This window comes from Rhodococcus sp. NPDC127527 (genome assembly GCF_042672245.1).
GTDB lineage: Bacteria > Actinomycetota > Actinomycetes > Mycobacteriales > Mycobacteriaceae > Rhodococcus_G.
The window spans coordinates 18,951-31,218 of record NZ_JBHXVP010000011.1 but is presented as its reverse complement, the minus strand read 5'-3'; the positions used below and the strand labels follow the sequence as shown (position 1 = coordinate 31,218).

The window sequence follows — 12,268 nt, the reverse complement described above, 5'->3', positions numbered from 1 at the left end:
ATGCTGCCGTGGCCGGGGTTCGTTCCCGATGACGTGGCCGCGGCATCGCGGGCCGCGAGCCAGCGCGCGCAGCAACCCCTTCAGTCAGTACTTCACCCGGAAGTTTCCGACCAGCTGGATCATGTTGTCGTCAGGATCGGCGATCGGACATAGTCGTACGCCCTTGTTTGCGTCCATGATTCGGCCAGTCCCGAGACCCATTTCGCGAAGTTCGCGAACACCTTCCTCGATGTCAGACACGGCCAAGTTGAGCATCCCATTGCCGGCGCGCACGGGGTCCTCGGTCACCTGCACCCAGCCGCCATCGGTGACCTGCCATTCGACCAGGTTCGGCATCGGGTTGTTGTCGGGTTCGCGGCCGAACAACGTGGTGTACCACGCCCGGCCGGCTTCGATATCGCTCACCGCGACGACGGCCAGCACAAAATCAACCTGCGCCATGATCAGTTCTCCTGTGCATCAGCGACTGCGGCGAACTCCGCGGCCAGTGTGTCCAACTGCTGCGCGGTTCCCCGTTCTCGCCACTCGTGCTGCTCCTGGCCGGGTACGTACATACCGTGCTCGGTCAGGACCACCCAGGTGTTGGCATCCTCTGCCCGGAACTCGACACTGGTGACCGAGACCGTCGACAGTCGGTCCTCGGTGTGCAAGGTCGACATGGTGAGAATTCGCTCATTGAGCACGATTTCGGCGTAGCGCGCCTCATAGGTGAGAGCGCGGCCTTCTCCATCGAACCCCTTGACCGTCTCGAGGCCGCCGACCACAAAGTTCTGAGAGTGCTCGGCCCCATGGGCCATCCAGCGTCTTCGCGCCTCCGGAGACGCCCAAGCCTCGAACACCCGCTCGACCGAGGCCGGAAAGCGACGCTCGAGTGTAAACGTCGAGTGCGTTACCTCCATGATCAATTTCCCTTCAGATAGTCGTCGAGTTGATCAAGCTGCCGTTCCCACTCCGTACGCTGACGGCCGAGCCACTGCTCCGCTTCGCGCAGCGACTTGGGTTCGATCCGGCAGCTACGCACTCGGCCGACCTTCTCGGTGACGATCACGCCCGCCGCCTCCAACACCTGCAGGTGCTGCATCACCGCGGGCAACGACATCGTCAGCGGCTCGGCCAGCGCCTTCACCGCCGCCGGGCCGCACACCAGGCGCTCCACGATCGCCCGCCGAGTCGGATCGGCGAGCGCCTGGAACACGCGGCCTATGCCTTCTGAACCAGACTGGTTAAGCATGCACTTAACTATTGCGATCGATCGCGAATAAGTCAAGCAACTGGTTAACCAATGTGGGACGGATCGGCAGCTCACGCCTGACCTGCGGATTCTCGCAAGCCCCGGCCGCAAAAATGCCAGGCGAAGGGGTGCTTCATGCTGTCCCAACGGGTTTCGACCCGAATTGCCTCAACTCGGCTGACTCGTTGTATCGACGCGGAAACCTGCCGTCGGACCTCAACCGCCTGGCGGACTGGATCCGAAGTTCGCGGGCACCTGGAAGGCGATCCAGCCGCCGAGCTCGAGTTCGCCCGCCCATTCCACCAGCAGCTCGCGATGCGTCGGCACCCATTGCAGCAGGGCGTTGCTGACGAGACCACAACCGAGATCGACCACCCGACGCGGGCCGACTGCCCCGATCTGACCGATCAGATCGAAGAACGGCCGACGTCGCTCCGCCCCGAACAACGAGTACTGAATGGGATCCACGTGCACCACACCCGGCGACGCGGCGGGTGCCCGTGATCAGGGGTGGGTCGGGCGACGCTAATGGACGTGGTCCTCCCAGTCCGCCGGCACCCGGCCCGCGGGGCCCGGCACCGGCTGGTCGACCGGATGGTGGCGCGGTGGAGCCAGGTCGGGGCCCTCGTACATCTGCTCGGTCCGGTAGTCGAAGAACCAGTCCTCGCCCGGCTCGAAGCTCTGGATGAACGGGTGACCGGTCGCCGCCGCGTGCGCGCTCGCGTGCTGCGCGGGCGAGGTGTCGCAGCACCCGATGTGACCGCACTGCGCACAACGGCGCAGGTGCACCCACCAGCCCCCGGCCTGGTCGCACTCCGCGCAGCCCGGGCCGCTCGGCGGTACCTCCAGATCGATTCCGGCGATCTCAGGCATCGTTGTCTCCTTCCGGCGCGGTGAGCGGGATGCGGACCACGAACTCGGTGTGCCCCGGCCGAGACTGCACGCGGATGTCTCCGTGGTGCTTGTCGACGATGCGCCACGAGATGTCGAGTCCGAGCCCCGTACCCTCCCCGACCGCCTTGGTGGTGAAGAACGGCTCGAAGATGCGACTGCGGATCTCGTCGGGAATGCCCGGCCCGGTGTCTGCGATCGACACGGCCAGACAGTCGCCGTCCCGGCGGGTACGGACGGTGAGGGTGCCGCGGCCGTCCATGGCGCCCACCGCGTTGTCGATCAGGTTGGTCCAGACCTGGTTGAGTTCGGCTGCATACACCGGGACGCGCGGCAGTGCGCGGTCGTAGTCCCTGACGACGTCGATGCCGCCGATCTTGCCTGCCAGCATCACCAGGGTGCTGTCGAGCAGTTCGTGCACGTCAGAGTCCTGGAACGGGGCACGGTCCAGCTGTGAGTACTGCTTGGCGGCGCCGACGAGCGCGCTGATTCGGGCGGTGGAGTCCGAGATCTCGTTCATCAGCAACTCGGTCTCGATGGTGTAGTTGAGCCATGCGACGGCACCGGTGAGGACATCCGGCGAGGTCGCGGCCGCGACCCCCTCGAGCCAGGCGACGTCGAGGCCGGCCTGCACGAAGTTCGGCGCGAGGTTCCACCCTTCCGCGATGCCGTGGCCCTCCAGCCACTCGCCGAGAGCATCCTCCCGGTCCGCCGCCTCCAACGGGCTCAGCGTGGGAGCCTTCGCGATCAGCTCCACGGCCTCCTCCTGGATCCCGATCAGCGCCCGGAGGGTCGCGGGGTCGTAGGCACCCGAGGCGATCATCCCCAGCTTGTGGCGCATCCCGGCCACCCGGTCCCGCAGCGTCGAGGCCGCCCGGACCGCCGCCGCGGCCGGATTGTTCAGCTCGTGCGTCAGCCCGGCGGACAGCGAACCGAGCGCGAGCAGCCGTTCCCGCTGGTCGAGTATCTCGCGGGAGCTCTGGTTACCGAAGAACAGCCCCTCGAGCAGGTGCAGCGCCATGGGGAACCACTCCGCCATCAAGCGGGCGAAGTCACCCGCGTCCAGGACGAAGAACGTGGAGCGCTCAGGCACGGTCATCGAGCCCGTGTACACCTGCGGGACACGGTCGCCCATGTACGCGGTCCAGGCGCCCGCGTACGCGCCGCGATGCGAGGTGCGCACGATCTCCACCTCGTGACCACCCGACAGCTTCGTGAGCACCACCGAACCCTCGACGAGCACGTAGAAGCAGGTCGCGGGGTCGCCCTCGCGGTACACCGGGCCCGGCTCGATCACCTCGACCCGGCCCGCGCGGCACAGCTGCGCGAGCTGATCGTCGTCGAGCTTCTCGAAGAGGAACAGCGACCGCAGTTCCTCTTCGGTGCACACCGGCCGCGCGTTCACGACTTGGCCAGGTATCGGTGCACGAGCATCACTGCCATGGCTCCCTCTCCTACCGCCGACGCCACCCGCTTCGCCGAGTCGGAGCGCACGTCCCCGGCCGCGAAGACCCCGGGCACGCTGGTTTCGAGGTGCTGCGGCAGGCGGTCGAGTTCCCAGCCCCGGGGCCGTTTGCCGTCGACCACCAGGTCAGGCCCGGAGACCACGTAGCCGTGGTCGTCGCGCACCACGACACCGTCGAGCCAGTCGGTGCGCGGCGCGGCCCCGATGAACAGGAAGAGCCACTGCGCATCGACGGTCTCGGTACGGCCTGTGGTGTTGTCGCGCAAGGTGATCCGCTCCAGATGGTCGTCGCCCTCGACTCCGACCACCTCCGAGCATGCCCGAACCGAGATCCTCGCATCCTGCTGGATCTGCCGGATCAGGTAGTGCGACATGGAGTCGTCCAGCGAACGGGCGCGCACCACGACGGTCACCGAGCGCGCGCCCCGGGCGAGGTAGACCGCCGCTTGCCCCGCGGAGTTGGCCCCGCCGACGATGTACACGTCCTGGTCTGCGCAGCGCGCGGCCTCCGTCACCGCGGAGCCGTAATACACACCGCGCCCGGTGAACTCGTCCAACCCGGGTGCCGACAACTGCCGATAGGACACCCCGGTGGCCAGGATCACGGTGTGCGCGTTCAGCGACGCCCCGTCCGCGAACCGGACGGTGCGCGCCGACCCGTTCACCTCCAGGGCGACGACATCGCGCGTGGTGATCACCTCGGCACCGAACTTGGCCGCCTGCCGACGCGCCCGGTCGGCGAGCTGCGCCCCGGAAAGGCCGTCCGGAAAGCCCAGGTAGTTCTCGATTCGGGAACTCTGCCCGGCCTGGCCGCCGGTGGCGGTGCGCTCGATCAGCACGGTGCGCAGGCCCTCCGACGCCCCGTAGACCGCCGCGCCCAGCCCTGCCGGCCCACCGCCGATCACGACGAGGTCGTAGAAGTCCGACGACGGCGTGGTGGCCAGTCCGACGTGGTCCGCAAGTTGCGCATCGGTCGGCTCCACGAGCGGCGTGCCGTCACACGTGATCACCACCGGCAGCCGCATGCCGTCGGCGCCCGCAGCCTCGAGTAACCGCTGCCCCTCCGGTTCGTCGGACATGTACCACCGGTACGGGAGCTGGTTGCGGGCCAGGAACTCGCGCACCTCCGCGGACCGTGCCGACCACCGGTGCCCGACCACCTTGGTCTCGGTCACCGGCCTCCGGTCGGAGGTCAGCCAGGCGTCGAGCAGCGCGTCGAGCACTGGGTAGAGCTTCTCCTCGGGCGGATCCCACGGCTTGAGAAGGTAGTGGTCGAGGTCCACGACGTTGATCGCGTCGATCGCGGCGTCGGTGTCGGCATAGGCGGTGAGCAGCACCCGCTTCGCGGCGGGATACAGGTCCATGCCCAGCTCGAGGAACTCGATGCCGCTCATCCCCGGCATCCGGTAGTCCGCGAGCAGCACCGCGACCGGGTCACCGCGCAACTTCATCTCCTTGAGCGCGGACAGGGCCTCGTCGCCGGACTGTGCCCGGATGATCCGGTACTTCTCGCCGTACCGTCGGCGCAGATCCCTGACGATCGCACGGGAGACGGTCGGATCGTCGTCGACGCTGAGAATCGCGGGCAGTGCCATCCCTCTCCCATCCGGAGCGCCGCTGAGCCTCCCGTTCGAGTATGCCTCGATCGGCCGGTTCTGTGCTGTTCGCCGTCACCCAGGCCAGCCGTCGGCAAACTCGTGATCGTGCTCCCCCAATGCGGGTGCCGGCAGCCGAACGGTCAGCGGTTCGCCGTCGATCAGGCCCGGCAGTCCGACATGGGTGAAGGGGCCGGCGACGGGGTGCTCCGACTCCACCAGCACTGCGCGTTCGGCCAGGTGCGGGTCGGCGGCGATGTCGCCGATCGTGCTGTGCACCGGACCGATCGCCAGTCCGCAGTCGCGCGCGACGTCGATCCACTCCCGCTGTGTCCGCCCGGCGAAGACCGTCACGAGCGACGCCGTGAGGTCCGCCGAGTCGAACCCCGCGTCGGCCAGGTCGGGGCGCTCGACCACGCGACAGAAGCGCTTCCAGAACTTCGGTTCCAGCGCGGTGAACGCGACCGCTCGCCGATCCGCGGTCGCGTACAGCCCGTACCGGGGCCCGGCCTGACCGTCGCTGAGCAGCGGAAGCGTGCTGTCGTCCCGGATCCGGTCCCGGTTCGCGTGGTAGACGACCGGGATCATCGACTGCGCGAACAGTGCGTCCGCACCGGACACGTCGATCCGGCAGCCGGCGCCGGCGCGCATCCGCCGGACCAGCGCGGCGCAGATCTGCAGCGCCGCAGCCGTTCCCGCCGCCGCGGCCGCGTCCCCGCCGCGGCCGCTGATCGAGGCGCCTTCGGTCTCGGTGGGTACGAGGTGCCCGTCGGACGTCACTGCCGTCGGGTTGCCACCGACGAGCGCGCTCATCATCAGCCCGTGGGTCGGGATTCGCGCGTAGGGGCCACTGGCTCCGTAGCCGCTGACCGAGCAGTGCACCAGAACCGGATTCAATTCCGCCAGAACTGCTTCGGTGAGTCCCAACCCGGCCAGGACGCCGGGCGCGTTGCCGTCGACGAGGACGTCGGCGTCCTCGATCAGTCGGCGGAACCGGCGCACCCCGTCGGCGGTGCGCAGGTCCGCGGTGACCGCGCGCTTGTTGCGGTTCAACTGCAGGTGCGCCGGGCTGTATCCCGGTTCGATCTGACCGAGCGCCCACCGGATCAGGTCTCCGTGCGGGGGCTCGACCTTCACCACATCGGCACCGAGGTCGGCCAGCAGCATGCCGACGGTCGCCCCGGTCAACAGGCTCGCCGACTCGACCACCCGGATTCCGTACAGAAGCGGTGCGGCCACCGGCGACTCACCCATCGGCGAGTCGCAGACCGTGGTCGGCGCACCCGTCGGCCAGCGCCGTGAACATCGTCGCCGCATCGTCTCGCCGGCGCCGCTTGCTCGTCGCCACCCGGCCCTCCAGGACGACGGCCAGCCGCGCCATCGCCAGCCCCTGGTAGAACGGCAGCAGGTCCACCGACCACCCGGTGCGTTCGGCGAACCGGTCCACCAGGTGTCGCCGACCCGGAACCAGGTCGTGGGCCCTCGGATCGGTGCCCCCGAGTGCGAAAGCGGCAACCATCGGGTTCTCGTCCGGGCGCACCCACCGCGCGGTCAGGTAGCCGATGTCGACCATCGCGTCCCCGACGGTGGCGGTCTCCCAGTCCAGGACCGCACACACCGCCGGCTCCGCGCGGTCGACCATGAGGTTCATCGCGCTGTAGTCACCGTGGATCAGGCCGAGGCGGTACTCGCGCGGCTGCCGGGCCTCGAGCCGGCCGAGCAGGGTGTCGAGCGCCGGGGTGTCCCGGGTGCGGAACTGCTCGAGCATCACGCGGGCCTTGTCGAACTGGCGGCCAAGGTAGCCGTCGGGCCGCGTGAGCGCGGCCAGGCCGGTGGCCGCCCAGTCGAGAGTGTTGATGCGGGCGAGGGTGTCCACGATCGACTCGGTGATCGCCCGGCCGTCGCGGGCGTTCGCGAACTGCGGGGGCAGGGCCCGGTCGAGGGTGATGCCGTCGACGAACTCGGTGACCAGCAGGTCGCGGCGGAGAGGTGTGGTGTCGTCGCGGGCAAGGACGACGGCGGGGTGCGCGATCCCGGTCCCGGACAGCGCCGCGAGGATGCGCGCCTCCCGGCTCAGGTCGAATGCGCCGCCGACCGCGGCCTCGGGATGGTCCGGGGCCACCCGCAGCACCCAGCGCCGGTCACCGCGGGTCACGAGGTGGATCTCGTGGCTGTGCCCGGCGGCCTGCGCCAGCGGCACGATCCCCACCTCGCCGGCGCCGGGCAGCCGTCCGGCCAGCCAGCGCGTCAGTTCCGCCGCCTCGGTGTCGTCGAGCACTCGGCCCGCCCTGGTCTCGGTGTTGTCGTGGATTCCCGTCACGAGTATCGGAAACCTCCGTTGAGGCCGATCGTCTGGCCGGTCAGCCACCCGGAATCGGGGTGCAGCAGGTGACTGACGAGCGAGGCGACGTCGGCCGGGGTTCCCACCCGGCGGGTCGGCGCCTGCACGGCATAGAAACTCGCGACGTCCTCGTTCGTCACCTCCCGCGCAGTGGGCGTGTTGACCAGTCCCAGTTGGACTGTGTTGCAGGTGATTCCGCGACCGCCGAGCTCTGTCGCCGCGGTGCGGGTGAGGGCCTCGGCGGCGGCCTTGCTGGCGGCGTAGGCGCCGCCCCCGAACAGCCCCTGGACCGCGGATACGGAGGAGATGTTGACGATCCGGCCGCCGTCGTTCATCCGCTCCGCGCATTCGGCGGCGGCGACCAGCAGGGAGTGGGTGTTGAGCGCGAATGCGCGCAGGTATCGGTCGTGTTCACCGGCCGCGAGCTTGCGCATCGAACCGAACACCGCGGTCGCTGCGTTGTGAACATAGGCGTCGACCCGGCCGTAGCGGTCCTCCGCGGCCCCCATCAGGCGTCGCACCTCGTCCGGCTCGGACAGGTCGGCCTGCACCGGATTCGTTGGCACAGTAGCCAACCACCACGTCGAACCCGTCGGCGGCCAGGCGTGCACAGATCACCGAGCCGATCCCTCCCGAACCCCCGGTGACCACCGCGGACCGCCGCCCGCCCGGCAACGACGCCGACGCCACGTCACCACCTCCCGTCATGTCAGAACCACCTCGTCACGATCACGACGCCGTTGGCACCCGCGCCGGCGGTGATCATCACGACGAGGTCGCCGCGCCGGATCGGCCGCGCTCGCGCCGCCATCACCGTGCCGATCGCCAGCGATGCCGACGCGGTGTTCGCCACCCACTCACCCGATGTCGGGACCTTCTCGGCCGACAGGCCGAGCAGCCCGCCGAGAGCGCGCACCATCTGGACGTTGGCCTGGTGGACGAACAGGTGGTCGATCTCGTCCACGGTCGCGCCGGCCTCGTCGAGACACTGGCTCAGCAGCTCGGGCAGTTCGCGGACGAACACCTCGACGAGGCCGTGGCCGTCCATGAACAGTCGATCTGGACCGGTGAAATCCGGTGTCCGGTACGGGGTCCGCAACGCGTCGACGTGGGAACTGTCGGACATCATCCGGTACGCCAGCATCCCGTACCCCGGCGGCACCGGACCCATCAGGTACGCGCCGGCACCGTCACCGAACAGCGGCGCCGTCCGAGCGTCCGACGGGACCAGAAAGTTCCGAATCCGGTGCGCTCCGACCACGAGTGCGGTTCGTGCCACCCCGATCTCGTGATAGGCCGCGGCGGTCACCATCGCCTGGGCGAACCCGGCGCAGCCGCCGTCGATACTCAGCGTGGGCAACGGCGGCAACCCGATCCGCGCGTGCACGTCCGACACCGGCGCCGGCACCTGCCGATCGGGTGTCGACGTCGCGACCAGGAGCATTCCCGGATCGTCGGCGGCCTCGGCGGTCAAGGCGAGGTCGCGCGCGTGTTTCAGTGCGCGGCGGCCCGCCTCGGCGCCGAGATCCGCAGTGGACTCGTCGACCGCGGCACGACGACGTTGCCGGACACCGGTCTTCGCCACGACCCACTCCTCGGTGACACCCGCGGCCGCGGCGACCTCCGCGCTGGTGACCACCTGCTGCGGGACGTACATGCCCATTCCGAGCACGCCGTAGCCAGGCCGATCCGTGCCGTGTGTGCCCGACCGCATCGCCGATCTCCTCGCTGAGTGCTCATCGATGGCTGTTGACCGCCTGTTTACTGGATCGTTCCTTCCGGCGCGGGTGTTTCGCCGCATCCACCGAGATGACGTGTGACGAAACCCTGACAGCACGACCCCGACGGAGGTGAGCACTTCCTGATTGCCGCGTAACCTGCCGGCAGCGACCGCGTCACCGCGGCGCCGCACCCTGGGCGCATGGCGACCACAGGTGAGGTGAAGAGGCGGCTGCTGGTGATCGGCAACGGCATGGCGGGCGCGCGCACGGTCGAGGAGATCCTCGCCCGGGGCGGCCGCGACCAGTTCGACATCACGATGATCGGTGACGAGCCGTACGGCAATTACAACCGCATCATGCTCTCCCATGTCCTCTCCGGCGAGACGGCCGCGGACGACGAGGACATGATCCTCAACCCGATGAGCTGGTACCGGGAGAACGGCGTCACCCTGTACGTCGGGGACCGCGCGGTGCGGCTGGACCGGTTCGCCAAGGCCGTCACCTGCGAGAGCGACCGCGTTGTCGAGTACGACGTCCTGATCGTCGCGACCGGCTCCAACACCTTCTTTCCGAACATGGACGGCCTGCGCGAGCCGGACGGACGTCTCGGGCGCGGGGTGTTCGGGTTCCGCACGATCGCCGACACCAACGGGATGCTGCAGCTGGCGCAGTCCCGGGACAAGGTCACCGCGGTCGTCATCGGCGGTGGGCTGCTCGGACTGGAGGCCGCGTACGGGCTGCGCACCCAGGGCCTGGCCGTCGACGTCGTGCACTCCCCGGGTCACCTGATGAACCAGCAGCTCGACGAACGCGGCGGCGAGGTCCTGCGCGCGAAGATCGAGGCGCTCGGCGTCGGCGTGCACACCGCGATGCGGACGACCGCCGTGCTGCGCGACCCGTTCGGCGCGGTGACCGGGGTCGGGTTCACCGACGGCAGCATCCTGCCCGCCGACATGGTGGTCGTCACCGCGGGCATCAGGCCGAACACCGAGCTGGCCCGCGCCGGCGGTCTGGTCGTCGAGAGAGGCATCGTCGTCGACGACCAGATGCGCTGCGAGGACGAGGGTTCGGTGTACGCGGTCGGCGAGTGCGCCCAGCACCGCGGCGAGCTCTACGGTCTCGTCGCGCCGGTGTGGGAGCAGGCCGTCGTCCTCGCCGAGCACCTCACCGGCGTGAATCCCGCAGCGGCGTACCAGGGCTCGAGCTCCACCACGAAACTGAAGGTCGCCGGCCTCGACGTGGCCGCGATGGGCGTGAAGGGGCCCGAACTCGACGGCGACGAGTTCGTCCAGTTCTACGACTCACGCACCGGCGTCTACAAGAACGTGGTGGTCCGCGACGGCAGACTCGTCGGCGCGACGCTGATGGGCGAAACCGGCAAGGCGGGCCTGCTGACTCAGGTGTTCGACGGGAAGGTCGACCTGCCGGAGGACCGCCTGTCGCTGCTGTTCGATCTCGCCGGGGCCGGCGAGGCCGCGTCCGCCGCGGATCTGCCCGACGAGACGCAGGTGTGCAACTGCAACGGCGTCACCAAGGCCGACCTGGTCGCCTGCGTGCACTCCGGGGCGCAGACACTGACCGAGGTCTGCGCGAAGACCCGCGCCGGCAAGGGTTGTGGCTCGTGCAAGGGACTCGTCGCGGACATCGTGGCGGGCGCGGCTGGTGGGGCGCTCGCCGCCGATCCGGCAGCCGACTGGTACGTGCCGTGCATCCCGATGACCAAGGCGGAGTTGATCGCCGCCATCCGCGAGCGGGACCTGCGCGCGGTGTCCCAGGTGTTCGCCGAACTCGCCGAGGGCGGCCGCGAGGAGTCGACCGCGAAGATGCCGCTGGCCTCCCTCCTGCGGGTGATCTGGGGTCCGGACTGGGTGGACGAGCGCGGCGCGCTGTTCATCAACGACCGCGTGCACGCCAACATCCAACGGGACGGCACGTTCTCGGTGGTCCCGCAGATGAAGGGCGGCGTCACCACACCGGACCAGTTGCGTCGCATCGCCGACGTCGCCGACAAGTACGCGGTGCCTCTGGTCAAGGTCACCGGAGGCCAGCGCATCGACCTGCTCGGCATCAGGAAGGAGGACCTGCCGAAGGTGTGGGGCGATCTGGACATGCCGTCCGGGTACGCCTACGGCAAGAGCATGCGGACCGTGAAAACGTGTGTCGGCAGCGACTTCTGCCGCTACGGGCTCGGCGACTCGACGAGCCTCGGTATCGCGCTCGAGGAGCGGTTCCAGGGCCTCGAGACCCCGGCGAAGCTCAAGCTCGCGGTCGCAGGCTGCCCCCGCAACTGCTCGGAGGCGCTGTGCAAGGACCTCGGTGTCGTCGCCGTCGGCGACGGCCGCTGGGACGTCTACGTCGGCGGCGCCGCCGGCGCCCACATCCGCAAGGGCGACCTGCTCGCCACCGTCGACTCGGCTGCCGCCGTGATCGAGCTGGCGGGCCGGTTCGTCCAGTACTACCGCGAGGACGCCAAGTGGCTCGAGCGCACCTACGACTGGGTACCGCGAATCGGCCTGGAACGACTGCAGGCGTTGCTGGTTCGAGACGAGGAGGGCATCGTGGCCGGACTGGACGAACGGATGGCGACCGCGGCGGCCGGATACCGCGACCCGTGGCGCGAGCGGAGTGCACCGAAGTCGCCGGCGCAGTTCGCGCCCGCGCTGCCGCTGCTCCCGCTCCCCCAGGTGCCGGTCCGATGACCGCGGTGGTGGACCGGCAGGTGACGGTCGGGCCCGTCACCGACCTGACGCCCGGCGAGGGTCGCACCTACGTCGTCGCCGGCAGGCAGATCGCGGTGTTCCTGCTGGCGGACGGCACGGTTCGCGCGATGGACGCGGTGTGCCCGCACAAGGCGGGACCGCTCGCCGACGGTCAGATCGACGGCGCGGTGGTGACCTGCCCGCTGCACCAGTTCGCGTTCCGGTTCGACACCGGGGCATGCACCACCGAGGCCGTGGCACCGGTCCGGGTGTATCCGGCCGACGTGCACGACGGGGCGGTGGTCGTCCGGATCTGACGGCCGAC

Annotated in this window: 13 protein-coding genes; 2 read left to right on the top strand and 11 right to left on the bottom strand. The window is 69.4% G+C overall.

Annotation, left to right across the window (positions count from 1 at the left end):
- Positions 1-84: 84 nt before the first annotated feature.
- The 11 genes from ACFVH2_RS18200 to ACFVH2_RS18150 all read right to left on the bottom strand — a co-directional run bounded on the left by ACFVH2_RS18200 (position 85) and on the right by ACFVH2_RS18150 (position 9,237).
- Positions 85-441, bottom strand: coding sequence for a VOC family protein (locus ACFVH2_RS18200; RefSeq protein ID WP_378425375.1), 357 nt, complete (start codon positions 439-441; stop codon positions 85-87).
- Between the two features lie 2 nt (positions 442-443).
- Positions 444-899 carry an SRPBCC domain-containing protein gene (locus ACFVH2_RS18195; protein WP_378425377.1) on the bottom strand — a complete coding sequence of 152 codons (456 nt, stop codon included), beginning with the start codon at positions 897-899 and terminating at the stop codon, positions 444-446.
- A gap of 2 nt (positions 900-901) precedes the next feature.
- Positions 902-1,231, bottom strand: coding sequence for an ArsR/SmtB family transcription factor (locus tag ACFVH2_RS18190; protein ID WP_378425379.1), 330 nt, complete (start codon positions 1,229-1,231; stop codon positions 902-904).
- Between the two features lie 216 nt (positions 1,232-1,447).
- Positions 1,448-1,699, bottom strand: a complete 252-nt coding sequence (locus ACFVH2_RS18185) for a hypothetical protein (RefSeq protein WP_378425381.1) — start codon at positions 1,697-1,699, stop codon at positions 1,448-1,450.
- 57 nt (positions 1,700-1,756) lie between these two features.
- The gene (locus ACFVH2_RS18180) at positions 1,757-2,104 is read right to left on the bottom strand and encodes a UBP-type zinc finger domain-containing protein (RefSeq protein WP_378425383.1); all 348 of its coding nucleotides are present in this window, start codon (positions 2,102-2,104) and stop codon (positions 1,757-1,759) included.
- Positions 2,097-3,527, bottom strand: coding sequence for an ATP-binding protein (locus tag ACFVH2_RS18175; RefSeq protein ID WP_378425385.1), 1,431 nt, complete (start codon positions 3,525-3,527; stop codon positions 2,097-2,099). Before ACFVH2_RS18175 ends, ACFVH2_RS18180 begins: the two co-directional genes overlap by 8 nt.
- Positions 3,524-5,182, bottom strand: coding sequence for an FAD-dependent oxidoreductase (locus ACFVH2_RS18170; RefSeq protein ID WP_378425387.1), 1,659 nt, complete (start codon positions 5,180-5,182; stop codon positions 3,524-3,526). The genes ACFVH2_RS18175 and ACFVH2_RS18170 overlap by 4 nt, the downstream gene beginning before the upstream one ends.
- Positions 5,183-5,257: 75 nt before the next feature.
- Positions 5,258-6,421: a CaiB/BaiF CoA transferase family protein gene (locus tag ACFVH2_RS18165; protein WP_378425389.1), complete on the bottom strand. Its 1,164-nt coding sequence runs from the start codon at positions 6,419-6,421 to the stop codon at positions 5,258-5,260.
- 7 nt (positions 6,422-6,428) lie between these two features.
- The gene (locus tag ACFVH2_RS18160; protein WP_378425391.1) at positions 6,429-7,502 is read right to left on the bottom strand and encodes a phosphotransferase family protein; all 1,074 of its coding nucleotides are present in this window, start codon (positions 7,500-7,502) and stop codon (positions 6,429-6,431) included.
- Positions 7,499-8,089 carry an SDR family oxidoreductase gene (locus tag ACFVH2_RS18155; protein WP_378425393.1) on the bottom strand — a complete coding sequence of 197 codons (591 nt, stop codon included), beginning with the start codon at positions 8,087-8,089 and terminating at the stop codon, positions 7,499-7,501. Before ACFVH2_RS18155 ends, ACFVH2_RS18160 begins: the two co-directional genes overlap by 4 nt.
- 143 nt (positions 8,090-8,232) lie before the next feature.
- Positions 8,233-9,237 (bottom strand): 3-oxoacyl-ACP synthase III family protein, encoded by a 1,005-nt coding sequence (locus tag ACFVH2_RS18150; protein ID WP_378425395.1) that lies wholly within the window; start codon positions 9,235-9,237, stop codon positions 8,233-8,235.
- A 207-nt stretch (positions 9,238-9,444) separates the two neighbouring features.
- Between ACFVH2_RS18150 and nirB the strand changes: the two genes are divergently transcribed.
- Complete coding sequence (gene nirB, locus ACFVH2_RS18145) at positions 9,445-11,943, top strand: nitrite reductase large subunit NirB (RefSeq protein WP_378425397.1); 2,499 nt, start codon at positions 9,445-9,447, stop codon at positions 11,941-11,943.
- Positions 11,940-12,260 carry a Rieske (2Fe-2S) protein gene (locus tag ACFVH2_RS18140; protein WP_378425398.1) on the top strand — a complete coding sequence of 107 codons (321 nt, stop codon included), beginning with the start codon at positions 11,940-11,942 and terminating at the stop codon, positions 12,258-12,260. The genes nirB and ACFVH2_RS18140 overlap by 4 nt, the downstream gene beginning before the upstream one ends.
- The last annotated feature ends 8 nt before the right edge of the window (positions 12,261-12,268 follow it).

Excerpts from the sequence above, each read along its gene's own strand:
- ACFVH2_RS18150 (WP_378425395.1), bottom strand. The coding sequence starts at position 9,237 with ATGCGGTCGGGCACACACGGCACGGATCGGCCTGGCTACGGCGTGCTC.
- ACFVH2_RS18190 (WP_378425379.1), bottom strand. The coding sequence starts at position 1,231 with ATGCTTAACCAGTCTGGTTCAGAAGGCATAGGCCGCGTGTTCCAGGCG.
- ACFVH2_RS18200 (WP_378425375.1), bottom strand. The coding sequence starts at position 441 with ATGGCGCAGGTTGATTTTGTGCTGGCCGTCGTCGCGGTGAGCGATATC.
- ACFVH2_RS18140 (WP_378425398.1), top strand. The coding sequence starts at position 11,940 with ATGACCGCGGTGGTGGACCGGCAGGTGACGGTCGGGCCCGTCACCGAC.
- ACFVH2_RS18195 (WP_378425377.1), bottom strand. The coding sequence starts at position 899 with ATGGAGGTAACGCACTCGACGTTTACACTCGAGCGTCGCTTTCCGGCC.
- nirB (WP_378425397.1), top strand. The coding sequence starts at position 9,445 with ATGGCGACCACAGGTGAGGTGAAGAGGCGGCTGCTGGTGATCGGCAAC.
- ACFVH2_RS18170 (WP_378425387.1), bottom strand. The coding sequence starts at position 5,182 with ATGGCACTGCCCGCGATTCTCAGCGTCGACGACGATCCGACCGTCTCC.
- ACFVH2_RS18180 (WP_378425383.1), bottom strand. The coding sequence starts at position 2,104 with ATGCCTGAGATCGCCGGAATCGATCTGGAGGTACCGCCGAGCGGCCCG.